We start from the raw sequence: 23,859 nt of genomic DNA, 5'->3' as shown, positions 1-23,859 counted from the left end.
GGAGGCCGCGATGTTCACCGATCTCGGCAGCGACCTGCGCAGTGCGGGGCGTTACCTCGGGCAGGCGTTGCGGCTGATGGTCGGCCTGCCCGACTACGATACCTACGTTGCGCACATGTGCGAAACCCACCCGGACCGCGAGCCGATGACGTACGAGGAATTCTTCCGCGAGCGTCAGAATGCGCGGTACGGATCGGGGGCAGGGAAGTGTTGCTGAGCCGGGCCGGAACAGACGGCCGGTAAGGCGGTCCGGCGACGGACCGGGGAGCGCCGCGAAGGCATTCGCGGCGCTTTTTCTTTTTGGATCGGGCCGCCGTCGCTGCGGCATTTGACCAGCTTCAGCGCGGCTTGATCCGCCCGCCGGTATCATATGGCTCTGCTTTTTTCCGAAGAATCCGCGCAGGAGAGCCCGTCGTGCATGTCGGTGAGCGTTTCAACAGCATTTCCCATCTCGTCGGCGCGGTGCTGTCGGTGGCAGGGCTGGTCGCGCTGGTGACGATGGGCGCGCTCGACCGCGATCCCTACAAGATCGTGAGCTTCAGCGTGTACGGTGCGATGCTGATCCTGCTCTACGGGATCTCGACGGCGTATCACAGCGCGCGCAACCCGCGGCTGAAGGCGATCCTGCAGAAGTGCGATCATTCGGCGATTTACCTGCTGATCGCGGGCAGCTACACGCCGTTTACGCTCGTCACGCTGCGCGGCCCGTGGGGCTGGTCGCTGTTCGGCGTCAGCTGGGGGCTCGCCGCATTCGGGATCGCGCAGGAACTCACGCTCGGCCGGCGCACGCGCATCGTGTCGATGGTGCTGTACGTGCTGATGGGCTGGCTCGCGCTCGTCGCGATCCGCCCGCTGATTCATGCGCTGCCGCCGGTGGGTGCCGCATGGCTCGTGGCCGGCGGCGTCATCTACAGCGCGGGGATCTACTTCTTCATCAACGACGAGCGCATCCGCCACGGGCACGGTATCTGGCATCTTTTCGTACTGGCCGGCAGCCTGTGTCAGTTCGTCAGCGTCGCGATGTATGTCGCGTGAACGTGAGCGCGGGCGGCACGCGTCGCGTCATGCGCGCCCGGCCGCCTGTGCCGCGCCACGCAGCGCCATGAATCCGACCCACCCCCAGTAGACGCGATGATGCGCGATCAGCCCGTCGCGCAGATCCATCACCTCGACGAGATCGACCTGATCGCCTTCCGGCGTTTCGCGCGGATATTCCCACGTAAGTTGCCGGCCGTTCGAGAAGAACAGCGCTGTTCGATACCAGCGTCCAAGCTTGTTTCCCGGATTGCGCAGGCCCGCGGCGAAGAACGCGCCGATCGCGGCCTTGCCGTGCAGCACGCCGGAGCCGTGGTCGGGCAGCGCGACGACGATCAGCGGTGTTTCGAGTACCGCGTCGTCCGCGTACAGCGACATCAGCGCGTCGAGGTCACGCGCGACGACGGCGGCGTGCCAGTCTTGATGGATGCGTTGCGCATCGGTGTCGGCTTGTGTCATGGCGGGTTCCGTCAAACGTGGATAACGGAACCACTGTATCGACGCCGTGCCGCCGGACGTTTCAGCCCAGGCCGAAACGTGGCTGTCGCACGTGCCGGACGCGACGGCGTGCGGCTCGTCAGCCCGCCAGTGCGCCGAGATTCAGTTCATGCGATTTGCCGATCCACACCGCGCTGTCGCGATGATCGCGTATTTCGTAGCCGGTATTCGGATGCAGGAAGACGTCGAGCGCACCGTGATTCAGCACGAGCCACGGCACGATGGTGTCGAACTGCGCGGCGTCGAACGCGATCTGGTAGGACCAGGCCGGATGCGGGCCGACCAGGCGCTCGTGGAAGCGGCCGAGCTCGATGATCGCGCCGAACCGTTCTTCGACGACGAGGCGGAACGCCCAGGCTGCGTCGCGGCTCGCGGCGTCGAAGTAGACGTGTGCGTGCCAACTGTCGATGGCGGTGGTGTCGATGGCTGCCATGGCGGAACCCGAGAGAAGAATAAGGAAGGGACAAGAGCCGCGATTGACGGCCGATGCGCAATTATCTCGCGTCCTCGCTCGACACGTCTCGTCGCGAAGCGGTAAATCGGCGCGGCGGATTTGTCGGGTGTCAGGGAATCCGGTGCATTCGTCGAGCCGTTTCCCAATTGTGCCGGCGTGTGCGGCATCGTGCCGAAGTCGCGCCTGGCAGGCACTCGGCGGAAATCACATCGGCAATACGTCATTTCAAAAACAGCAAAAGCGATTCACGCACCATCTCGATTCGTCTGTAAAAACGCGATCAGGTAGTTGAATGAAATAAAGAAATTCCGCTCAGGCAGCATTGGCGAATCGTGTGAATCGCGCCCCGGCAGTCGGTGCCGAAAATATCAATTGCGGAATCGGCTATTCAAGCGCGTGGCCACGCGACATACGATGATTGCACCGCATCGACGACGATGATCGATGCGGAAACAACCATCTGGAGGCCATGATGCGATCCATTGTTTCCCTTGCTGTCCTGTCCGGCGCGCTTGCCATGCTGCCCGCCGCAAGCTTCGCGCAATCCGTCAATACCGAGTGGCAGTCGAACGTCGCGCCGATGACCTGGTCGGCCGCGCGCGCCGAAACCGACGTGCAACTGATGCAGATGACGCGCGCCGGCTATCGTGCGACGACAGCCGGCAATCAGAACTATCCGCTCGCGATGCAGCGTGCGCTCGAGCGGGTGCGGTACCCGGTGCCCGACCGCTCGCGCGAAGAGAAGGCCGCGATGGAAGCGCGCGCGGCAAACGCCGCGCGCAGCGGCCATCCGGTGAAGGCGTTCTTCGTGAAGACCGCGTACTACCTGAAGGGCGAGAACACGTTCTGATGCGGGAGACGAGCATGGCATGCCCTGATCGACTCCCCGACGTGTCGCGCGCATCGGTGATTCGCCGGCGGCTCCAGGCCTGTGCGACGCGGCGGCGGGACGACATGAACGGCGGCGCGCTGCGCCGCGCGAACGGCCATCGCGACGTGAGCTGCGGCACCGTCGCGTGCCGCATCGCGTGGCCGTCATTCGATGCGGACGACGTCGCAGCAGGGGAGGGCGGATCATGAAGGCTGCCCGAAAAGGCCGTCGCCACGTGCCGTTGACGCGCGAGTGGCTGCTGCCGCTGCCGCCCGCGCATGTGCGCGACATCTCGCTCAAATGCCACATGGCGCTTGTCGCGCTGCGCGGCGAGCACGGCAGCGAAACGTTGCTGATGCGGCTGCGCACGAGCGTCTACTTGGTGTTCCTCGCACTCGACGACGCAGTATCCCCGGAAGCGAGCATCGACCTGTGCGTCGACGCGGAGCGCGTGCTCGACGCGAGCCTGGCGCGCGCTGCGCAAAGCGGCGCATGGACGCTGCACGGCGACGAGTGCGCGGCGCTCGAGCGTGTGCTCGCGGCGAACGACGCGTGCGTCGCGACGCTCACGCGGCACCGGCTCGCCGAGCTGTGGCGCCACGTGAGCGAGTTCGCGTCCAGCGAGCAGCCGGGACTGATCGCGCAGGCGGCGGCCCGGATGCGGGCTTCGGCCGTTCTGCATTGAGCGGTGGCAACACGAGCGGCCTGCTGGCCGCGTTTCATGCGTGTTCCATTCCCCGGGCAGATGCTCGCCGCCCGATGTCACGACAGGAGCCGACCGGGTTCGGTCGATGACGATCCATCCTCGCGTTCGCGGCGAATCGTGCGTGTCGGCGCGAACGCATCGTTTCAGTCAGGAGGCGCGATGGCGCTATACAGGATCGGTGGCTACTTCACGTGCGGAAGCGGCCGCGCATTCAGCGAGGACCTGCCGCCGGGCAGCGAGGCAACGGTTGCGGGCATCTATCGATGCACCATATGCGGCGACGAGATCGGCATCGCGAAGTCGCAGGCGCTTCCGTCCGACGACGCACATCGTCACGATCTCGATCCGCCGTCCGACTCGCTGCTCGATCGCCGGCCGACCGCATGGCAACTGATCGCGGCGGCGGAATCGAGGCACTAGGGATGCGGGCGTTCGCATGCTCATGCGTGCGCGAAGGCATGCGGACTCGCGATGACGCCCGACAAAACGAAAGCGCCACGGAGCGAGCCCCGTGGCGCTTCTTCGATGCCGGCCGACGCGGAGGCGCGAACCTTCGCGTGGCGATACGCGCTTAAGCCGCCGTTGCCGGCTTCGCCGGCTTTTGCAGCTTGCCCTTGCCGGCGCGCTGGATTTCCTCGAGCTTGATCTCGACATGGCGCGAGAACACGTACTCGGCCGGGCGCTGCTTCGCGATCGAGATGTCCGGCGCGAATGCGCCTTCGGTCTTGATGCCCTTCCGGCTCACCGCAAACGCCTTCAGCGGATGTGCGATCGTGTCCATCACGGCGGTCGCTTCGAAGCCGCAGTGGACCATGCAGTCCGCGCACTTCTCGTAGTTGCCGACGCCGTAGTTGTCCCAGTTCGTGTCTTCCATCAGTTCCTTGAAGGTCTTCACGTAACCTTCGCCGACCAGATAGCACGGCTTCTGCCAGCCGAACACGGTACGCGCCGGGTTGCCCCAAGGCGTGCACTTGTACGTCTGGTTGCCCGCCAGGAAGTCGAGGAACAGCGACGACTGGCTGAACGACCAGCGCTTGCCGCCTTCGCCGCGCTTCAGGATTTCGCGGAACAGGTTCTTCGTCTTGTCGCGGTTCAGGAAGTGCTGCTGATCCGGCGCGCGCTCGTACGCATAGCCCGGCGACACGGTGATGCCGTCGACGCCGATCGGCCCCAGCGTGTCGAAGAACTTCGCGACGCGCTCGGGGATCGCGTCGTTGAACAGCGTGCAGTTGATGTTCACGCGGAAGCCACGGCGCTTCGCTTCCTTGATGGCCGCGACCGCCTTGTCGTACACGCCTTCCTGCGACACGGAATGGTCGTGCATCTCCTTGTCGCCGTCGAGGTGGACCGACCAGACGAAGTACGGGTTCGGCTGGTAGTCGTCCATCTTCTTTTCCATCAGGAGCGCGTTCGTGCACAGGTACACGAATTTCTTGCGCTTCATGATGCCCTTGACGATCTCCGGCATCTCCTTGTGGAGCAGCGGCTCGCCGCCGGCGATCGACACGATGGGTGCGCCGCACTCGTCGACGGCTTCCAGGCATTCCTCGACGGAAAGACGCTGGTTCAGGATCGGGTCCGGATAGTCGATCTTGCCGCAGCCGTTACAGGCGAGGTTGCAGCGGAACAGCGGCTCGAGCATCAGCGCGAGCGGATAGCGTTTGTTGCCGGACAGGTGTTGGCGCATGATGTATGCGCCGACGCGGACTTGCTGGAGCAGCGGAATAGACAAGAGTTGTCCTCCTTAAACTTCGCGGGCGACAGCTTGCGTAAGCTTCGCCGGCAACTTGAATTCGACTTTTTCCTCACGGCCCGCCATCGTCGTGACATCGACGGGCCCCAGCGCGCGCAGCGCGCCGATTACATCCTCAACCATTTCCTCGGGTGCCGACGCGCCGGCGGTCAGGCCGACCGTCTGCACGCCCGCGAACCATTCGGGCTTCACTTCCGAGCCGTCGGCGACGAGATAGCTCGGCACGCCGCTTTCGGTGCCGATCTCGCGCAGGCGGTTCGAGTTCGAGCTGTTCGTCGCACCGACGACCAGCAGCACGTCGACCTGGCTGCTCAGCTCGCGCACGGCGGCCTGGCGGTTCTGCGTCGCGTAGCAGATGTCGCGCGTGTCCGGGCCGACGATGTCGGTGAACCGGCGCTGCAGCGCTTCGATGATGCCGCGCGTGTCGTCGACCGACAGCGTCGTCTGCGTGACGTACGCGACCGGCGTGTCGACCGGCAGCGTCAGCGTATCGACTTCCGCCTCGCTCTGCACGAGGATCACCTCGGCCGGAATCTGGCCGATCGTGCCTTCGACTTCCGGATGGCCCGCATGGCCGATCAGGATCAGCCGGCGGCCCGCCGCGACATACTGGCGGCCCTGCACGTGCACTTTCGTGACGAGCGGGCAGGTGGCGTCCAGCACGTCGAGCCCGCGCGTTTCGGCGTCGCGCTCGACCGTCTGGGCGACACCGTGCGCGCTGAAGATCGCCACGGCGCCGTGCGGCACCTCGTCGAGCTCCTCAACGAATCGTGCCCCTTTATTACGCAGGTTTTCGACGACATGCCGGTTATGCACGATCTCGTGACGCACATAGACCGGCGCGCCGTGCTGTTGCAGCGCGCGGTCGACGATCTCGATCGCGCGGACAACCCCCGCACAAAAGCCGCGGGGCTGGGCAAGGATGACTCGCATAAGTGAGCGAACTCCGACGACAGACGCCGGGGTTCGAGGAGCTGGCACTGCTCGCTCGCCCCGGCTTGATGTTATGAAGGCAGGAAACGAACCGGCCAGGCCAGGCCCCGGAACCCCGAATTAATCGCGCATTTTAACCCTATCGCGCCGTCCTTGCTCTGGTGCTGTATCGGCCGTGTTGCATCCGCCGCAGAGCCGCGTCGGCGCTCGCGCGCGCGGAACCCGGTAAACTGCTCGGTTTCGCAGGCGGCCTGTCCGGCTGCCCGGCGTCGCGCTCATTTCAAGGCTATTCGATGACCGTCGATTCTTACGCGTATTGCCCTGCCGCCGGTGCGGTCATGGGCGTTTTCACTCCGACCCCGATTGTCGCCGGACGATCCGGCGTCGCTCGCGCCGGCATCCGGCAGGAGACGGGCCGATGATGCTGGCGATTACCTTCCTTGTGTCCGGTCTGTCGTTCCTGATCTGGATCGTGCTGCTCGTCGCGCGCGGCGGCTTCTGGCGCGCGCGCCCCGCACGGGCGCTGCCGCCGGAGGCACGCGGCGCCGCGGCGGAGGCCGGCTGGCCGGCCGTGGTCGCGGTCGTGCCGGCACGCAACGAGGCCGACGTGATCGCCCGCGCGGCGACGTCGCTGCTCGAGCAGGACTATCCGGGCGACTTTCATCTGATCATTGTCGACGACCACAGCGACGACGGCACCGCCGACGCGGCCCGCGCGGCCGCGCTCGCGATCAACCGCGCCGACCGCCTGACGGTGCTGGCCGCGAAGCCGCTGCCGGCCGGCTGGTCGGGCAAGGTGTGGGCGCAGTCGCAGGGCATCGCCGCGGTGCGCACGCTCGGGCTGCCGGCCGACTACCTGTTGCTGACCGATGCCGACATCGGCCATCCGCCGGACGCCGTCGCCCAGCTCGTCACGCGCGCGCAGGCCGAACAGCGCGATCTGGTGTCGCTGATGGTGCGGCTGCGCTGCGACTCGTTCTGGGAAAAGGCGCTGATCCCGGCATTCGTGTTCTTCTTCGCGAAGCTCTATCCGTTCTCGTGGATCAACAATCCGCGCAACCGGACGGCTGGCGCCGCAGGCGGCTGCATGCTGGTCAAGCGCAGCGCGCTCGAGGAGGCGGGCGGCATCGAATCGATTCGCGGCGCGCTGATCGACGACTGCAGTCTCGCCGCGCAGATCAAGCATCGCGGCAGCGGCCGGCATCCGATCCGGCTCGACCTGGCCGATCGCAGCGTGTCGCTGCGTCCGTACGACAGCTGGCGCGACATCTGGAACATGATCGCGCGCACCGCGTTCACGCAGCTCCATTATTCGCCGCTGCTGCTGGCCGGCACGCTGCTCGGGATGACGATCATCTATCTCGTGCCGCCCGTGGCCGCGCTCGCGTATGGCGCGCGCGCGTGGCCCGCATGGCTCGCGTGGGCGTCGATGTGCACCGCATATGCGCCGATGCTGCGCTACTACCGCCGCTCGCCGCTGTGGGCGCCGGCGCTGCCGCTCGTCGCGCTGTTCTACGTCGGCGCGACGTTCGCGTCAGCGTGGCGCTACTGGCGTGGCAAGGGCGGCCAGTGGAAGGCGCGCGTGCAGGCGCCGGTGGAGCGCTGACAGACGCCGGGAAGCCGGCAGATGCCCGTCGTTGTTGCGGGTTTCGGAAAGCAAAAAGCCCGATCGATTGTGTGAATCGATCGGGCTTTGTCGTTTTACGGCGATACCGCGCGTGCTTAGCGCTGCGTCAGCATCATGTACATCTGGATCACGACGTCCGGCGAGAACGTGAACGGCACCCAGCCGTAGCCGGTATGGCGCGCGACCAACAGACGGTCGCCGTTCGACTGCTTCTGCACGGCCATCATCGGGTTCTTCGTCGTCACGAAGCGCCAGCCGGCCGGGATGCCCGGCGGCGGTTCCGGCTGCATCGACGCGCGCGCGTGCGCCAGTTCCTCGATCAGCTGGCCAAGCTGCTCCGGGTGCAGCGTGATCGACTGTCCGTTGACGGTCAACGTCAGCTCGTTCTGCGACGGACGGGCGACGTGCAGCGTCGCCTTGTCCGCCGGAGCGTCTGCCGCTTCGGCGGCGGGGGCGAGTTCGGTCGCGGTGTCGGTGGCGGTCGTCGCAACGACGTCGGTGATCGCGTCGGCCGGCGCCGCGACTTCAGCGGCGGCCGACGGTGCGGCGACATCCGTTACGGGCTCAACCGCGGATTCGGCTGCCGCTTCGACGACGCCGGCCGCGACAATCGGCTCGGTTGCCGCACCTGCTGCGCTCGTCGCAGCGTCCTTCACGACGGCTTCGACCAATGCTTCCGCGTCGGCGATCGCCTTCGCGTGACGCGCGGCAGCCGCCTCGGCCTGTGCGATGGCTTCGGCATGGCGTTGCGCGACGGCCTCGGCTTCGGCGGTTGCGACTGCGTGGCGTTGCGCCGCGGCTTCGGCTTGCGCGATCGCCTCGTTGTGGCGTTGCGTGATCGCTTCCGCTGCGGCCGCTGCGTCGGTATGGCGCTGCGCGGCGGCTTCCGCTTCGGCGATCGCCTGCGTGTGACGTTGCGCGAGCGCCTCGGCTTCGGCGATCGCGGCTGCGTGGCGCTGCGTCGCGGCCTCCGCTTCGGCGATCGCTTGCGCGTGACGCTTCGCGGCAGCTTCCGCCTCGGCGGTCGCGGCGGCATGGCGCTGCGCGGCCACATCCGCTTCGGTCGCGGCGGCGTGATGACGCTGCGCGGCGGCCTCGGCTTCGGCGATCGCGGCCGCATGACGCTGCGACGCGGCTTCGGCATCCGCATGACGCTGCGCGAGCGCTTCGGTCAGCGCGGTCGCCTCGGCGTGCCGCTGGACGGCTGCTTCGGCCTGTGCGGCCGCTTCGGTGTGGCGCTGGGCGGCGGCTTCAGCCGCGGCTGTTGCGTCGATATGGCGCTGCTGCGCGGCTTCGGCGTCGGCAGCTGCGGCCGTGTGGCGCTGCGCGGCGGCCTGTGCTTCGGTCTCGGCGGCGGCATGACGTGCAGCGGCGGCCTGGGCTTCGGCCGCGGCGGCGCGCGCGAACGCTTCCGCGCTGCGTGCCGCCTGCTGCGCGGCGTGGTGATCGTGGAGGAGCCGATCGACGCCCGCGTTGAGCGAATCGATCTGTTCGTTCAGGTTCATGCGTGTCTTCTCTGCGTAAGACCCGCGATTTTAACCGCTGCGCCGGTGCCGGTCCGTCGGCGACGTGTAACAAAGTGCGCAAAGCGGCGTGAAGCACGCCGCTTTGTGTTACTTCAGGTAGCCCGCCGAGCCGAACCAGTCGAGCGCATCGCGCAATCCTTCGCGGTACGGACGCGCGCGGTAGCCGAGCTCGCGCTCGGCCTTCGCGGACGTGAAATACATCTTGTTCTTCGACATCCGCAGCCCGTCGACGGTCACGAACGGCTCCTTCTTCGTAAACTTCGCGACGGCCTCCGCACCGACCGCGAGCGGGTAGAGCGGCCAGCGCGGCAGCGCGATCGTCGGCGCTTTGCGGTTCGTCATCTGTGCGATGTCGGCCAGCATCTGCTGCAGCGGCAGGTTTTCGCCGCCGAGGATGTAGCGCTCGCCGATGCGGCCGCGCTCGAGCGCAAGGAAGTGGCCGTGCGCGACGTCGTCCACATGCACGAGGTTCAGGCCGGTATCGACGAACGCGGGAATCTTGCCGAGCGCGGCCTCGACGATGATGCGGCCGGTCGGCGTCGGCTTCACGTCGCGCGGGCCGATCGGCGTCGACGGGTTGACGATCACGGCCGGCAGCCCTTCGTCGGCGATCATCCGCTCGACCGCGCGTTCGGCCAGCACCTTGCTGCGCTTGTACACGCCGATCGCCTGCTCGGCGGTCAGCGGCCGGTTCTCGTCGGACGGATCGCCGGCGCTCGTGACCTTCAGCGTCGCGACGCTGCTCGTGTAGACGATCCGCTCGACGCCTTCGGCACGCGCGGCGCGCATCGTCGCGACCGCGCCTTCGAGGTTCGCGCGCTCGATCTCGTGCGGATCCGGCGCCCACAGCCGGTAATCGGCCGCCACGTGCAACAGGTAGCGCACGCCGCGCAGCGCGGCGCGCATCGACGTCTCGTCGCGCATGTCGCCGGTGACGATCTCGGCGTCGAGATCCGCGACGTTCGTGCGCGGGCTGGTCGGGCGCACCAGCACGCGCACCGCATAGCCTTTCTGCTGCGCGATGCGTGCGACGGCCGAGCCGACGAAACCGGACGCGCCGGTGACGAGAACGATATCGCGGGAGGTATCAGTCATGCGTTTCCTTCAGGGCCGCGCGCGGGCGGCGCGGCGGTTGTGCGTCGGCGAGATTGTACGTGGTCGGCGCGCCCGGCGACGCGAGCGCCGCACGGCGGCCGAGCCGGCGCGGCGGCAGCGCGCGGCGGGCCGGCCGGGCACGTGTGAGAAGCGGCCGACGCGACTACAATGCCGGGCTTGAATGCAACGGGAGGGCGACGCGATGAGCCGCAATGAACTGGACGAACGGATCGAGACCTACTACGTGCGGGTGCGCGGCGTCGTGCAGGGCGTCGGTTTCCGTCACGCGACGGTGCGCGAGGCGCACGCGCTGAAGCTGCGCGGCTGGGTCGCGAATCTCGAGGACGGCAGTGTCGAGGCGATGATCCAGGGCCCCGGCGCGCAGATCGACCGGATGCTCGCGTGGCTGCGGCATGGACCGCCGTCCGCGCGCGTGACCGAGGTGACGTTCGAGGAGCGTCAGATTGAAAAGCGCTTCGAGCGCTTCCAGCAGCAGTAAGGCGAAAACAACGTGACGGGGTATCCGGAGGCTGGTCGCGGCATCGCGCTGTCGGTGATGGCGTCGACGCTGTTCGCGCTGATGTCCGCCTACGCGAAGCTGCTCGCGCCGCTCACCGGGCTCGACATCTTCGCGTGGCGCATCCTGTGGACCGCGCCGGGCGCGCTCGCGCTGATCGCGCTGCGCGGCCGCTGGCCGGCGCTGGTTGAACTCGTGCGGCGCAGCGTGCGCGACCGGCGCCTGCTGATCGCGCTGCCGGCGAGCGCGGCGCTGCTCGGCCTGCAGCTGTGGCTGTTTCTGTGGGCGCCGCTGCACGGGCGCATGCTCGAAGTGTCGCTCGGCTATTTCCTGCTGCCGCTGACGATGGTGCTCGTCGGCCGCTTCTACTATCACGAACGGCTCGATCCGCTGCAATGGGCGGCGGTCGCGTGCGCGGCGCTCGGGGTCGCGCACGAGGTGTGGGCGACGCGCGCGTTCGCGTGGCCGACGCTCGTCGTCGCGCTCGGCTATCCGCCGTATTTCGTGCTGCGTCGCCGGATCAACGCGGATTCGCTTGCCGCGTTCGCGCTGGAGATCGCGCTGCTGTGCCCGGTCGCGCTCGCGATGGTGGCGGCAAGCACGACGCCCGTCGCCAGCCATCCGACGCTGTGGGCCATGCTGCTGCCGGGGCTCGGCGTGCTCAGCACACTTGCGCTCGCGAGCTACCTGAAGGCGAGCCGGATGCTGCCGATGGCGCTGTTCGGGATCCTCGGCTACGTCGAGCCGGTGCTGCTCGTCGCGGTGTCGCTGCTGCTGCTCGGCGAGACGCTGAGCGCCGCGCAGCTCGCGACGTACGGGCCGATCTGGGCGGCGGTGGCGCTGACCGCCTGGCACAGCGCGATGCTGATGCGGCGCTTGCCCATGCGCGGCTGAGCGCCGTCGTCGGGCGACGCGACGACGGCAACGAACCGGCCGCGCGTCGCGCGTTCGTTGCGTCGAATTCCGCGATGCTGGCGTCGAACTGGCATCGCGCTGACGTCAGTCTGGCCACTCTGCCAATTCTGTATCGCCGTTGTTATACGCGTAATCGAACAGAAGATTCCGTTGCACTTTGTTACTTAGGGTATCCCCCGATCGGCCGCTAGACTGACCTGACAGTCTTCTCTTCGTATGCGGCTTTTCCATGATCGGTCATCTCCGTGCCGGGCCGGCCGGGTTGGCGCGATGCGAGCATACGCGCATCGCCGCTGATCACGTTCGCCTTTTCCCTTCCGAATCCTCCGCCGGTGCGTGCCGCGCCGTCGTCGCGCGGGTGCGGCCATGTCGTTGAGCATGCCGCCCGCCATCGCTGAGCCGCCGGCGCGCGGCGGCCGCCTGATCGAAGTCGATTTCTTCCGCGGCATCGTGTTGCTGATGATCGTCGTCGATCACATCGGCGCGAGCATGCTGTCGCGCGTGACGCTCCACTCGTTCGCGCTGTGCGACGCGGCCGAGGTGTTCGTGTTCCTCGGCGGCTTCGCGACCGCGAGCGCTTACGGCGCGATTGCGGACCGGCATGGCGCGCGCGCCGCGCAGCGGCGGTTCGTGCGCCGCGCGATGCAGATCTATCGCGCGTTTCTCGCGACCTCGACGCTGATGCTCGTCGTGTCCGCCGTGCTCGACCATTACGGGATCGACGCGCCGAACCTCGCGCTCGATGACGTCAGCGTGATGCTCGCGTCGCCGCTCACGGGCGCGGCCGAACTGCTCACGTTCCAGCGGCAGCCGTATCTCGCGTCGGTGCTGCCGATGTACGTGCTGTTCGCGCTCGCGTCGCCGGTGATCGTGCCGTTCGCGCGCCGCCATCCGTGGCTGCTCGTCGCGTTCAGCGCGGCGTCGTGGGTCGCGGCCGGCTGGCTCGGCCCCGAACTGCTCGACACCGATTCGTTCCGCTGGAGCTTCAACCCGTTTGCGTGGCAACTGATGTTCGTTGCCGGCGTGCTCGCACGCTGCCAGCCGTTCTACCGGCGCGTCGCGCTCGGACGCTGGGGCGCCGCGGCGACCGGTGTCGCGTGCGCGGTCGTGCTCGGTTGCGCAAGCTACAAGCTGTTTTCGGGGCTGCCGGTGCCGGAAGGCGTGCTCAAGCGCGATCTCGCGCTGCCGCGGATCGTGAGCTTCGCGGCGATCGCATGGCTGATGGCGGATTGCGTGCGCCGCGGCTGGATCGCGCGCATCGCGCAGGCCGTGCAGCCCGTCGTCGCGGTCGGCCGGCGCGGCCTGATCTGCTTCGTCGCGGGCGCGGCGATCTCGCTCGTCATCGATTCGCTGCTGCATCCTGTCGCGAACGGCGCCGAACTGCGGCATATCGGCGTGGGCCTCGCGGCCGACGCATGCGCGGTCGGGCTGATGATGGCCGTGGCGGGTTCGGGAACGTGGTTCGCGCGCTGGCGCAGCGCGGCTGCGTGAGCGGCGCGGAAGAACGGGTAGCTCGGAAACGCGGGCAACGCGACAGCACGGGCGACGCGGCAGCGCGGGCAACGAGGCACCGCGACAACACGGACAACCCGGAAGCACGAGAGCAACGCGGAAACTCGGAAGCGGCACGCGGGGTGCCGCGCGGCGTCGGTGCGGTCAGTGAGGCGAGCCGATGCGGGAGCGGGGGACGGCGTTCGCGTCGTCGGATTCGGCGTCGTCGCGTTCGTCGGACTTCGGGTCGTCCTGCTCCGCGAGCACCGCGTCGGCTTCGGCCGCGGCCCGGGCGGCGCGCAATGCGGTGCAGCGCTGCGCGTGCCGGATATCCGACAGGATCCTCAAGAGCCGAGTCGTTTTGTTTTTCATGATCTTCTCCCGCCAGTACGCATCGCGACGGAGCGGATGCGCCGTTGCAACCAGTGTAGGACGTGCTGGCCGCGCTGGCGAGAGAATGTGGCGTGCAGGCCGCACGCCGAGGGATAGTACTTACTGCGCCGAGGCCATCGCCTGCGCCTGGACCGCTTCTTCCTCGCGGCGCTCGTCCGCGCAGCGCTGATGCTGACGCGACAGGCGGTTCATCATCGGCAGCAGCAGAAGTGCGAGCAGCATGCCGATGGCGGCGAGCCAGCCGAGCTTCTCGAACAGCGACAGGTAGAGCGGCAGCGATTCGGTGGCAGGCAGGTCGTGCGACGGCATCTGCGCGAAGTTCGCGACGACGCTGCCCAGATACTGCGACACACCCGTCGCGACGAAATACGCGCCCATCATGAAGCCGCTCATGCGCGCCGGTACGTAGCGGGCGATCATCGCGAGGCCGAGACCGCTCACCAGCAGTTCGCCGAGCGAGTAGAGGCCGTAGCCCCACACCATGAACCACGACGACACGCGACCGTCCACCGCGTAGCGGCCGCTGATCGTGAACACCAGGTAGCCGGCAGCCACGGCGCCGAAGCCGAGCGCATACTTCGCCGCGACCGGCAGGTCACGACCGCTCTTCGAAACCGCGTTGTAGATCCACACGAGCACCGGGCTCAGCATCATGATCCAGATCGGGTTCAGCGCCTGGAACTGCGCGGCGCTCCACGTGAACAGCGTCGTGCCGAACAGCATGAAGCGCGGATCGACGTTGCGCAGCGCGAACAGCGTCAGCGACGTCGACATCTGCACGTAGAAGATGAAGAACAGGATCACCTGGCCGATCAGCACGAGCGCCGCGATCAGGCCCGCGCGCTCCGAGCGCTCCGACTTCGCGATCATGTACGCGAAGATCGCGAGGATCGCGAATGCGGCCGTCCACACGCTCGCGACCGCGAGCTGCTTGTGCTGCAGCACGTACAGCGTCGCCAGCGCGAGCGCGACGCCGCCTGCCGCCACGCCGCCGAGGCGCTTCCAGCGGATCGGTTCGTCGTCGGGCTGCGAGCCGATGTGCGCGAGCGTGCGGTGCATCAGCATGAAGTTCAGGATCGCGAGCAGCATGCCGGCGCAGCAGACCGCGAACGCGGTATGCCAGCCCCAGTGATCCTTGATCCACGGCGTCGCGAGCATCGACACGGTCGAGCCGATGTTGACCGCCATGTAGTAGATCGTGAATGCGCTGTCGATGCGCGCATCGTCGCCTTCGTAGATGCGGCGCACGAGGTTTGCCGCGTTGGCCTTGAACAGGCCGTTGCCGACGACGATCACGCCGAGTGACGCATACATGTAGGCCAGCGCGTCATTCGGCACGGCCAGCATCAGGTAGCCGGCGCACAGCACGGCCGCGCCGATGATCATCGTGCGACGGGCGCCGAGCACCTTGTCGCCAATCCAGCCGCCGATCGACGGCGACGCGTAGACGAGCGCGGTGAATGCGCCCCAGGTCAGGTTCGCATGGCTGTCGGTGAAACCGAGCCGGTCGACCATGAAGAGAACCAGGAGCGCGGCCATGCCGTAGTAGCCGAAGCGCTCCCACATTTCGATAAGGAAGACCGTCGTAAACGATCGGGTCTGTGAAACAGGTGCGTGCATCATCAATCTCGTTTGAAACGGACGGCGCGGATCGCGCGTCGCCTTTGGGTCGAACTGGCGCCGGAGCACTGTGGCCGGGTAGGCTTTGCGTCGGCGATGGAGCAGTCGGGCGGTTAGCCCGGGCCGGGGTCTGACGCCGCCACACAAGGCGGTGCGAGGCCCCAACCGGCGCGCGAATGGTAACGTTTGCCGGTCCGGTGCGTCAGGTCCGCGCCACTCAGGGAAACTCCCGATATGGCAGCAGCTTTCAGGAATATTCGTCTCATCATTTACTTGTAAGCTTTGCGCCCGTCCTCCGCAAATTCCCGGAGAGCCGCTTGCAGCTTGCCTGTGAAGCGGGCGAGTCTGGCAAGATAGCGCGTCGTTTCGCTCGCTTCGTGCCCTGTTTAGTGCACCGGGCTCAACACCGAAGACGTGTGCGAACCCGAAGACTAAGCCAAATCGATCTAACTTAGTTACTTTCCATCAAACATTTTTTGACGACCACTTTTCGGCCTGCTATGGTTCCCCCCACTGAAAACTCGCAGTCGGCAGACGCTGCCGCAGCACTGGGCAGCAAGATCCGCGCGTTGCGCCAACGACTCAAGCGCACGCTCGACGACACCGCTACCGCCGCGGGGATTTCGAAGCCGTTTCTGTCTCAAGTCGAACGCGGGCTCGCGTCGCCGTCGCTGACGTCGCTGGCCGGTATCGCACAGGCGCTCGGCGTGACGGTGCAGTACTTCGTGGATACGCCGAGCGAGGAACGCTCGGTCTGCAGAGGCGATCAGTTGCGCTTCTTCGGATTCGCCGATTCGGCGAACCTGTTCGCGAGGCTGACCAACGCGACCGAAGGGCGTCAGCTCGAGGCGATCCTCGTGCGGATGCCGCCGGGACAGAAGCGGTCGGAGGTGACGACACATGCAGGAGAGGAGTTCCTGTATGTGATTGAAGGGGAAGTGTCGCTGACGCTGGAAGGCAAGACGTTCGTCCTGCAGGCCGGCGACAGTTCGCACTATCAGTCGACCGTCCCGCACAGCTGGGTCAACACCGCGAAGATCGAGTCGGTGGTGGTCTGGGTCGGTACGCCGCGGCTGTTCTAACGCACAGGTATTCCTTCGTTTCCGAGACGGAATGCCTGTCGAAAGAAACGTAAGGAATACTAAGATGCAATACGAGAATCACGGGCCTCCTCAATCGCTGAACCCGTCAGCGTCTCACGCGTAACCGCGGCATCCGCCGCGCATCGCTCACCGAACAACCTTCTCAAGACCGCCACGATGAAATCCTTGCATGCCATGTCGGCCGTGCTGGCCGCGCTCGCCCTGACGACGCCCGCCGCTCACGCCGTGACCGTTCCGTCGAACGTCGCGCTCGCTCCCCAACAGGACCTGACGCGCCAGGTGCCAGCCGAAGTCGAGTCGCTCGATCCGGCGCACATCGAATCGTGGACCGGCAATACGATCGGCCTCGACCTGTTCGAAGGGCTCGCCCGCATCGATGCCGCCGGCCAGGTCGTGCCGGGCGTTGCGCTCTCGTGGGAACGCAAGACGCCGCAGACGTGGATCTTCAAGCTCCGCCATGACGCGAAGTGGAGCAACGGCCAGCCGGTGACGGCCGCCGATTTCGTGTATTCGTGGCAGCGCGTCGCCGATCCGAAGACGGGCTCGAAGTACACGATCCTCGTCGAATTCATCAAGAACTCGAAGGACATCATCGCCGGCAAGGCCGCGCCGACGACGCTCGGCGTGCGCGCGGTCGACCCGTACACGCTGGAAGTGACGACCGACGTGCCGGTCGCGTTCTTCCCCGAGCTGACCGCGATGGCCCCGCTCGCACCGGTGAACAAGGACGTGGTCGCGAAGTTCGGCGACGCATGGACGCGCCCGGGCAACATCGTCAGCAACGGCGCGTACCAGCTCGTCGACTGGCAGCCGAACAACCGCATCGTGATCTCGAAGGACGCGAAGTACTGGAACGCGCCGAAGGTCGTGATCAACAAGGTCACGTACCTGCCGATCGAAAGCGACGAAACGGCGATGCGCATGTATCAGGCGGGCCAGATCGACTACAGCTACTCGATCCCGTCGGGCATCTTCCAGCAGGTCAGCAAGCAGTTCGGCGGCGAACTGCGCCCGGGCCTGCAGCTCGCGACCTACTACTACTACCTGAACAACAACGACGCGGCGCTCAAGGACAAGCGCGTGCGCCAGGCGCTGTCGATGGTGATCGATCGCGACGTGCTGACGTCGAAGCTCACGCAGGCCGGCGAGAAGCCGATGTACGGCCTGATGCCGAACGGCACGAAGGGCGTGCAGCCGTTCACGCCGGAATGGGCGTCGTGGCCGATGGCCAAGCGCATCTCGACCGCGAAGGACCTGCTGAAGCAGGCCGGCTATTCGGACGCGAAGCCGCTGTCGTTCACGCTCACGTACAACACCAACGACCTGCACAAGAAGGTCGCGCTGTTCACCGCATCGGAATGGCGCACGAAGCTCGGCATCAACACGAAGCTCGAGAACGTCGAGTTCAAGGTGCTGATGAAGGAGCGGCATGACGGCAAGGTGCAGATCGCGCGCGACGGCTGGTTCGCCGACTACAACGACGCGATGACCTTCTTCGACCTGATCCGCTGCGGCAGCTCGCAGAACACCGTCGGCTACTGCAACAAGCAGGTCGACACGTTCGTCGACGACGGCAACCAGAAGCTCGACGACAAGGCGCGCGCCGCGCTGCTCACGCAGGCGCACGACATGGCGATGAACGACACGCCGATGGTGCCGCTGTTCCAGTATTCGGCCGACCGTCTCGTGAAGCCCTACGTGGGCGGCTACTCGCTGAAGAACGTGATCGACATGCGTGCTTCGCAGGACATGTACCTGATCAAGCACTGAGCGGAGCGATCATGCTGGCCTACGCACTGAGACGCACGTTGTGGGCGGTGCCGACGATTCTCGCCGTCATCACCGTCTGCTACCTGCTGCTGCACTTCACGCCCGGCGGTCCGTTCGATACGGAGAAGCAGCTGTCCGCGGCGACGCTCGCGAACCTGAACGCGAAGTACCACCTCGACGAGCCGCTGTGGAAGCAGTACCTGATGTATCTCGGTTCGCTGCTGCAAGGCGATCTCGGCCCGTCGTTCCGTTACGTCGACTGGTCGGTGAACGATCTCGTGAAGAAGGCGCTGCCCGTGAGTCTCGGCGTGGGCGGTGTGTCGATCCCGATCTCGATCGTGTTCGGCGTGCTGCTCGGCACCGTCGCAGCCGTGCGCCGCGACAGCGTGATCGATCGCTTCGTGATGCTGATCGGCAACTTCGGCAACGTCGTGCCGCCGTTCGTGCTCGGCCCGGTACTCGTGTGGATTTTCGCGATCCTGCTCAAGACGTCGGCCGGCAACGGCTGGCTGCCGGCCGGCGGCTGGGGCGACGGCGGCTGGCAGTACCGGCTGCTGCCGATCGTGCTGCTGACCTTCATCAACGTGTCGCTGCTCGCACGCGTGATGCGCGGCTCGATGATCGAGACGCTGTCGAGCAACTACATCCGCACCGCGCGGGCCAAGGGTTTGCCGGGCTCGACGATCGTGCTGCGTCATGCGCTCAAGCCCGCGCTGATGCCGGTCGTGTCCCTGTTCGGCACGGTCTGCATCACGTCGATCACGGCGGCGGTCGTCACCGAATCGGTGTTCGCGCTGCCGGGGCTCGGGCAGCTCGTCGTGAACGGCGCGATCAACCGCGATTACACGCTGGTGCTCGGCCTCGTCGTGCTGACGACCGTTTGTGCGGTGCTGTTCAACCTGCTGGTCGACCTCGCGTACGCGTGGCTCGATCCGCGCATCCGTTATTGAGCGAGGCACTGCGATGACTCCGACTACTCCCGTCGTCAGTCTGCCCGTGCAGACCGACTCGCCGCCGCGTTCGCGCTCGCCGCTCGCGCTCGCGTTCGCGCGCTTCCTTCACAATCGCGCGGCCGTGTTCAGCCTCGTGCTGCTCGCGCTCATCACCCTCGCGTGTTTCGTCGGCCCGTGGGTGCTCGCGGCCGATCCCGCCGCGAGCGACTGGGCCGCGATCAGCCTGCCGCCGACGCTCGCGAACCAGCACTGGTTCGGCACCGACGAACTCGGCCGCGACCTGCTCGTGCGCACGCTGATCGGCGGCCGCGTGTCGATCGAGGTCGGCCTGCTCGGCACGCTGGTGTCCGGACTGTTCGGCGTCGCATGGGGCGCGACCGCCGGCTTCGCGGGCGGCCGCGTCGACTCCGCGATGATGCGCGTCGTCGACATGATGTACGCGATCCCGTACCTGCTGATCGCGATCCTGATGATGACCCTGTTCGGCCGCTCGTTCGTGCTGGTCGTGCTGACGATCAGCGCGTTCTCGTGGATCGACATGGCGCGTGTCGTGCGCGGTCAGACGCTGTCGCTGCGCAATCGCGAGTTCGTCGATGCGGCGCGCGCGATCGGCGTGTCGCCGACGTCGATCGTGGTGCGCCACATCGTGCCGAACCTGCTCGGCGTAGTCGTTGTGTACGCAACCGTGTCGGTGCCGAACATCGTGTTGACCGAATCGGTGCTGTCGTTCCTCGGCCTCGGCGTGCAGGAACCGATGACGAGCTGGGGCGTGCTGATCCAGGACGGCGCGCAGAAACTGGAATCGATGCCGTGGCTGCTGCTGGCGCCGGCCGTCATGCTGTGCGTGACGCTCTATTGCGTGAACTTCGTTGGCGACGGCCTGCGTGACGCGCTCGACCCGAAGGATCGCTGAAATGGCTGCATTGCTGGAAGTGGAAAACCTCGGCGTGCGTTTCTCGCGCAAGGACGCGCCGCCGATCGACGCCGTGAGCGGCGTGTCGTTCTCGCTCGAAGCCGGCAAGACGCTCGGCATCGTCGGCGAATCGGGCTCGGGCAAGAGCCAGACCGTGATGGCGCTGCTCGGCCTGCTGGCCGGCAACGGCACGACGACGGGTGCCGCGCGCTATCGCGGCGACAACCTGCTCGAGATGGATACGCGCGCATTGAACGCGGTGCGCGGCGACCGGATCGCGATGATCTTCCAGGATCCGATGACGTCGCTCAATCCGTTCCTGACGATCGAGCGGCAGATGACCGAGACGCTGCAACTGCATCGCAAGCTGTCGCGCAAGGAGGCGACGAAGCGCGCGATCGAGGCGCTCGAGTCGGTGCGCATTCCGGATGCCGCGCGCCGCATTCGCATGTATCCGCACGAATTCTCCGGCGGCATGCGCCAGCGCGTGATGATCGCGATGGCGCTGCTGTCCGAGCCCGAAATCCTGATCGCCGACGAACCGACCACCGCGCTCGACGTGACCGTGCAGGCGCAGATCATCGACCTGCTGCGCGAGCTGAACCGCGAGCGCGGCACCGCGATCGTGCTGATCACGCACGACATGGGCGTGGTCGCCGGCCTCGCGGACGACGTGATGGTCATGTACGCGGGACGCACCGTGGAATATGCGCCGGCCGAATCCATCTTCGCGGCGCCGTCGCATCCGTACACGATCGGTCTGCTCAACGCGCTGCCGCGCCTGACGGATGCCGACGATGCGCCGCTCGTCGCGATTCCCGGCAATCCACCGATGCCCGGCACCGCGCCGGCCGGCTGCGCATTCGCAAAACGCTGCACGTATGCGCAGGAGCGCTGCGGTGCCGCGCGCCCCGCGCTCGAAACCTATGGCGCGGCGGGTGCGGTGCGCGCGTGCCACCGGCCGCTGGCCGATTTGACGGGAGGTCTGCGATGAGCGTCGATGAACGCCGCAATGCCGGCGCGACGGGTGCGAACGATACGCTGCTGTCCGTCGAGGATCTGAAGGTGCATTTCCGCGTGCCGCTCGGCGGCTATCCGTGGTCGCCGAAGGGCACGCTGCGCGCGGTCGACGGTGTGTCGTTCGACGTGAAGCGCGGCGAGACGGTCGGGCTCGTCGGCGAGTCGGGCTGCGGGAAGTCGACGCTCGCTCGCGCGCTGATCGGCCTCGTGCCGATGACGGCAGGCACGGTGCGCTGGCGCGGCGAAGCCGTCGCGCCCGACCATCTGCGCGGCACCGCGATGCGCCGCGAAGTGCAGATGATCTTCCAGGATCCGCTCGCGTCGCTCGATCCGCGCATGACGATCGAGCAGATCGTCGCGGAGCCGCTCGTCACGCACCACGCCGGCCTTGGCCGCGCCGAAGTGCGACGCCGCGTGGTCACGATGCTCGAGCGTGTCGGCCTGAACGCGCATCACCTGCTGCGCTATCCACACGAATTTTCAGGCGGACAGTGCCAGCGTGTCGGCATCGCGCGCGCGCTGATCAGCGAGCCGAAGCTCGTGATCTGCGACGAGCCCGTATCGGCACTCGATGTGTCGATCCAGGCGCAGATCGTGAACCTGCTGCGCGATCTGCAACGCGAACTGTCGTTGTCCTATCTGTTCGTCGCGCACGACCTGGCGGTGGTGAAGGCCATCAGTCAGCGCGTGCTCGTGATGTATCTCGGCCGCGTGATGGAGTTCGGCACGCGGCATGACGTGTACGGGGTGCCGCAGCACCCGTACACGAAGGCGCTGCTCGATGCGGCGCCGACGCCGGAGCCGGCGCGCGAGCGTGCTCGCCGTCCGATGCTGCTGGCGGGCGAGATGCCGTCGCCGCTCAACCCGCCGTCCGGCTGCGCGTTTCGCACGCGCTGCCCGGTCGCGATCGACGCGTGTGCGCAGGACGTGCCGCTGCCGGAAGTGCGGCACGGCTCGGCGGCGCGTGTCGCGTGCATCCGGGCGGGCGTGGCGGCGTGAAGTGACGCAGCAAACATAACCAGGCTGGTCAACAGGGGTAGGGTGCGGCGCGAATGATCTTCGCGTCGCGGGTAAAGGCGCGTCCTTAACCGGGCTCGCCGGGGGGCTGGAAGCGGATCGCAACCGGCGTGGACGACATCAACACAAGACGAGAATGACGATGAAAAAGCAAAAGACGATCGGGACGGCATCGAAGATGCTGCTTGCATGGGGCTTGCCTGCGCTTGCCGGCGTATCGATGAGCGGCGTCGCGCACGCCGACGACGCGGCCCCCGCGCCGCTGACGGTCGCGCAGGCCGCGCCGTCCGCCGGCGCAAGCGCGTCGGTTGCGCAGGCAACGACCCCGAACGCCATCATCAACGCCGAGGCGAACCAGGCCGTTACGCCGCCCGACGAGCCGTCGGCGCAGTCGAAGTCGAACGGCTTCATTGCCGACAGCCACCTGAACTTCCTGTTCCGCAACTATTCGGACACGCTCGACAACAAGGGCGGGCCGCATCGTCACGCGTGGGTCCAGGGCGCGATGGCGAACTTCGAGTCGGGCTACACGACCGGCCTGATCGGCATCGGCTTCGACGCGTCGCTGTATGCGGCGCTGAAGCTCGACGGCGGCGCCGGCGCCGGCAGCATGGTGCACATCGCGAAGGGCGGCGGCGGTTCGAACCAGCTCGCGTGGGCCTATCCGGGCATCTACGACGTGAAGGCGCGCATCTCGAACACGGTGGTCAAGTACGGTCTGCAGGCCGTCGACAACCCGTTCATGGAGCAGCACGACAACCGCGCGCTGCCGCCGACGTTCCTCGGCGCGACGATCGTCAGCAACGAATTCAAGAACGTGATGCTCGAGGCCGGCAGCTTCACGAAGACCGATGCACGCGGTCACACGACGCTCACCAACCTCACGACGCAGTACGGCGGCACGCGCATCAATCGCCTGACCTACGTCGGCGGCACGTGGGACTACTCGCCGAACGGCGAGGTCGCGCTGTACGCGAACCAGGCCGACGACGTGTGGCACCAGTACTACGCGTCGGTGAAGCACAGCATCGGCGATACGAAGTCGATCAAGTGGACGGGCTTCGGTAACGTTTATTCGACGCACGACACCGGCGACGCGCTGCAGGGCAAGATCAACAACAACGCGTACAGCCTGTCGCTCGCCGCGCAACACGGCCCGCACGAACTGCTGCTCGGTTATCAGCAAGTGCTCGGCGACCAGTTCTTCGACTACCTCAATGAAACCAACGGCATCTTCCTGACCAACTCGATGGACGTCGACTACAACGCGCCGCACGAAAAGTCGCTGCAGTTGCGTTACACGTTCTACGGCAAGGAAGCGGGCCTGCCGGGCTTCAAGGCGATGGTGTGGGGTGTGACGGGCTGGGGCGCGGATGCGAGCGCGGGCGCGGCGGCGGATCCGAGCAAGTCGAGCATCTACTGGAGCAACGGCGCACCGGTGCAGGGCCGTCACCACGAGTTCGGCTTCATTCCGTCGTACACGTTCCAGAGCGGCAAGCTGAAGGACACGAAGGTCACGTTCATTGCGATGTGGCACAACGGTTCCGCACACTACTCGGACGCGACCAACAAGGAATATCGCCTGGTCGTGAACGTGCCGCTGCACGCGTTCTGATCCGTTCTGATCGAAGGGGGGCGCAACGCCCCCT

Annotated in this window: 25 protein-coding genes; 17 read left to right on the top strand and 8 right to left on the bottom strand. The window is 66.7% G+C overall.

Annotated features, from left to right (window positions below; genetic code table 11):
* The first annotated feature begins 10 nt into the window (after nucleotides 1-10).
* Nucleotides 11-217: a YbdD/YjiX family protein gene (locus WI26_RS26320; protein ID WP_069227681.1), complete on the top strand. Its 207-nt coding sequence runs from the start codon at nucleotides 11-13 to the stop codon at nucleotides 215-217.
* A gap of 197 nt (nucleotides 218-414) precedes the next feature.
* Nucleotides 415-1,035 (top strand): PAQR family membrane homeostasis protein TrhA, encoded by a 621-nt coding sequence (trhA, locus tag WI26_RS26315; protein ID WP_059467323.1) that lies wholly within the window; start codon nucleotides 415-417, stop codon nucleotides 1,033-1,035.
* A 27-nt stretch (nucleotides 1,036-1,062) separates the two neighbouring features.
* Here the strand turns inward: trhA and WI26_RS26310 are convergent, their stop codons facing one another.
* The gene (locus WI26_RS26310; RefSeq protein ID WP_059508439.1) at nucleotides 1,063-1,494 is read right to left on the bottom strand and encodes a nuclear transport factor 2 family protein; all 432 of its coding nucleotides are present in this window, start codon (nucleotides 1,492-1,494) and stop codon (nucleotides 1,063-1,065) included.
* 118 nt (nucleotides 1,495-1,612) lie between these two features.
* Nucleotides 1,613-1,966, bottom strand: coding sequence for a DOPA 4,5-dioxygenase family protein (locus WI26_RS26305; RefSeq protein ID WP_069227680.1), 354 nt, complete (start codon nucleotides 1,964-1,966; stop codon nucleotides 1,613-1,615).
* Between the two features lie 493 nt (nucleotides 1,967-2,459).
* Between WI26_RS26305 and WI26_RS26300 the strand changes: the two genes are divergently transcribed.
* The 4 genes from WI26_RS26300 (at nucleotide 2,460) to WI26_RS26285 (ending at nucleotide 3,984) form a co-directional block, all read left to right on the top strand.
* Nucleotides 2,460-2,837, top strand: coding sequence for a hypothetical protein (locus WI26_RS26300; RefSeq protein WP_069227878.1), 378 nt, complete (start codon nucleotides 2,460-2,462; stop codon nucleotides 2,835-2,837).
* Nucleotides 2,838-2,851: 14 nt separating this feature from the next.
* Nucleotides 2,852-3,067, top strand: a complete 216-nt coding sequence (locus WI26_RS26295; protein ID WP_069227679.1) for a hypothetical protein — start codon at nucleotides 2,852-2,854, stop codon at nucleotides 3,065-3,067.
* On the top strand, nucleotides 3,064-3,543 hold the full coding sequence (locus WI26_RS26290; protein ID WP_069227678.1) for a hypothetical protein: 480 nt from the start codon (nucleotides 3,064-3,066) through the stop codon (nucleotides 3,541-3,543). Before WI26_RS26295 ends, WI26_RS26290 begins: the two co-directional genes overlap by 4 nt.
* 180 nt (nucleotides 3,544-3,723) lie before the next feature.
* Nucleotides 3,724-3,984 (top strand): hypothetical protein, encoded by a 261-nt coding sequence (locus WI26_RS26285; RefSeq protein WP_069227677.1) that lies wholly within the window; start codon nucleotides 3,724-3,726, stop codon nucleotides 3,982-3,984.
* Between the two features lie 151 nt (nucleotides 3,985-4,135).
* Here WI26_RS26285 and hpnH read toward each other — a convergent pair whose 3' ends face one another.
* Together hpnH and ispH are read right to left on the bottom strand one after the other, a co-directional pair.
* Nucleotides 4,136-5,296 carry an adenosyl-hopene transferase HpnH gene (hpnH, locus tag WI26_RS26280; RefSeq protein ID WP_059467317.1) on the bottom strand — a complete coding sequence of 387 codons (1,161 nt, stop codon included), beginning with the start codon at nucleotides 5,294-5,296 and terminating at the stop codon, nucleotides 4,136-4,138.
* A 12-nt stretch (nucleotides 5,297-5,308) separates the two neighbouring features.
* On the bottom strand, nucleotides 5,309-6,250 hold the full coding sequence (gene ispH, locus WI26_RS26275; protein WP_059467316.1) for a 4-hydroxy-3-methylbut-2-enyl diphosphate reductase: 942 nt from the start codon (nucleotides 6,248-6,250) through the stop codon (nucleotides 5,309-5,311).
* Nucleotides 6,251-6,668: 418 nt separating this feature from the next.
* Between ispH and WI26_RS26270 the strand changes: the two genes are divergently transcribed.
* Complete coding sequence (locus WI26_RS26270) at nucleotides 6,669-7,856, top strand: glycosyltransferase (protein ID WP_059536847.1); 1,188 nt, start codon at nucleotides 6,669-6,671, stop codon at nucleotides 7,854-7,856.
* Between the two features lie 116 nt (nucleotides 7,857-7,972).
* Here the strand turns inward: WI26_RS26270 and WI26_RS26265 are convergent, their stop codons facing one another.
* Together WI26_RS26265 and hpnA are read right to left on the bottom strand one after the other, a co-directional pair.
* A complete protein-coding gene (locus WI26_RS26265; protein ID WP_059536845.1) occupies nucleotides 7,973-9,382 on the bottom strand; it encodes a hypothetical protein in 1,410 nt (469 codons plus the stop codon).
* A gap of 108 nt (nucleotides 9,383-9,490) precedes the next feature.
* Nucleotides 9,491-10,498 carry a hopanoid-associated sugar epimerase gene (gene hpnA, locus WI26_RS26260; RefSeq protein WP_059508445.1) on the bottom strand — a complete coding sequence of 336 codons (1,008 nt, stop codon included), beginning with the start codon at nucleotides 10,496-10,498 and terminating at the stop codon, nucleotides 9,491-9,493.
* 202 nt (nucleotides 10,499-10,700) lie between these two features.
* Here hpnA and WI26_RS26255 point away from each other — a divergent pair, with 202 nt between their 5' ends.
* The 3 genes from WI26_RS26255 to WI26_RS26245 all read left to right on the top strand — a co-directional run bounded on the left by WI26_RS26255 (nucleotide 10,701) and on the right by WI26_RS26245 (nucleotide 13,421).
* Nucleotides 10,701-10,997, top strand: a complete 297-nt coding sequence (locus WI26_RS26255) for an acylphosphatase (protein WP_040140867.1) — start codon at nucleotides 10,701-10,703, stop codon at nucleotides 10,995-10,997.
* A gap of 12 nt (nucleotides 10,998-11,009) precedes the next feature.
* Nucleotides 11,010-11,909 (top strand): EamA family transporter RarD, encoded by a 900-nt coding sequence (gene rarD, locus WI26_RS26250; protein WP_059467312.1) that lies wholly within the window; start codon nucleotides 11,010-11,012, stop codon nucleotides 11,907-11,909.
* 387 nt (nucleotides 11,910-12,296) lie between these two features.
* Nucleotides 12,297-13,421: an OpgC domain-containing protein gene (locus tag WI26_RS26245; protein WP_069227877.1), complete on the top strand. Its 1,125-nt coding sequence runs from the start codon at nucleotides 12,297-12,299 to the stop codon at nucleotides 13,419-13,421.
* 165 nt (nucleotides 13,422-13,586) lie between these two features.
* Here the strand turns inward: WI26_RS26245 and WI26_RS26240 are convergent, their stop codons facing one another.
* Both WI26_RS26240 and WI26_RS26235 read right to left on the bottom strand, forming a co-directional pair.
* Complete coding sequence (locus tag WI26_RS26240) at nucleotides 13,587-13,793, bottom strand: hypothetical protein (RefSeq protein WP_059467310.1); 207 nt, start codon at nucleotides 13,791-13,793, stop codon at nucleotides 13,587-13,589.
* Between the two features lie 120 nt (nucleotides 13,794-13,913).
* Nucleotides 13,914-15,437, bottom strand: a complete 1,524-nt coding sequence (locus tag WI26_RS26235; protein ID WP_059467309.1) for a peptide MFS transporter — start codon at nucleotides 15,435-15,437, stop codon at nucleotides 13,914-13,916.
* A gap of 497 nt (nucleotides 15,438-15,934) precedes the next feature.
* On the opposite strand from WI26_RS26235, the gene WI26_RS26230 reads away from it, so the two are divergent.
* From WI26_RS26230 to WI26_RS26200, 7 genes are all read left to right on the top strand, one after another.
* On the top strand, nucleotides 15,935-16,516 hold the full coding sequence (locus WI26_RS26230; RefSeq protein WP_069227676.1) for a cupin domain-containing protein: 582 nt from the start codon (nucleotides 15,935-15,937) through the stop codon (nucleotides 16,514-16,516).
* Between the two features lie 177 nt (nucleotides 16,517-16,693).
* Complete coding sequence (locus WI26_RS26225) at nucleotides 16,694-18,307, top strand: peptide ABC transporter substrate-binding protein (protein WP_059467308.1); 1,614 nt, start codon at nucleotides 16,694-16,696, stop codon at nucleotides 18,305-18,307.
* A gap of 11 nt (nucleotides 18,308-18,318) precedes the next feature.
* Nucleotides 18,319-19,257 carry an ABC transporter permease subunit gene (locus tag WI26_RS26220; protein WP_059467307.1) on the top strand — a complete coding sequence of 313 codons (939 nt, stop codon included), beginning with the start codon at nucleotides 18,319-18,321 and terminating at the stop codon, nucleotides 19,255-19,257.
* A gap of 13 nt (nucleotides 19,258-19,270) precedes the next feature.
* Entirely contained in the window at nucleotides 19,271-20,173 is a 903-nt protein-coding gene (locus WI26_RS26215; RefSeq protein ID WP_069227675.1) for an ABC transporter permease, read from the top strand.
* A gap of 1 nt (nucleotide 20,174) precedes the next feature.
* On the top strand, nucleotides 20,175-21,167 hold the full coding sequence (locus WI26_RS26210) for an ABC transporter ATP-binding protein (RefSeq protein WP_060108646.1): 993 nt from the start codon (nucleotides 20,175-20,177) through the stop codon (nucleotides 21,165-21,167).
* On the top strand, nucleotides 21,164-22,192 hold the full coding sequence (locus tag WI26_RS26205; RefSeq protein ID WP_059467304.1) for an ABC transporter ATP-binding protein: 1,029 nt from the start codon (nucleotides 21,164-21,166) through the stop codon (nucleotides 22,190-22,192). The genes WI26_RS26210 and WI26_RS26205 overlap by 4 nt, the downstream gene beginning before the upstream one ends.
* Before the next feature lie 160 nt (nucleotides 22,193-22,352).
* Nucleotides 22,353-23,825 (top strand): OprD family porin, encoded by a 1,473-nt coding sequence (locus WI26_RS26200; protein WP_059467422.1) that lies wholly within the window; start codon nucleotides 22,353-22,355, stop codon nucleotides 23,823-23,825.
* Nucleotides 23,826-23,859 lie beyond the last annotated feature (34 nt).

This window comes from Burkholderia diffusa, from assembly GCF_001718315.1.
Taxonomy (GTDB): Bacteria; Pseudomonadota; Gammaproteobacteria; order Burkholderiales; family Burkholderiaceae; genus Burkholderia; species Burkholderia diffusa_B.
This window is presented reverse-complemented; position numbering and strand designations above follow the sequence as displayed.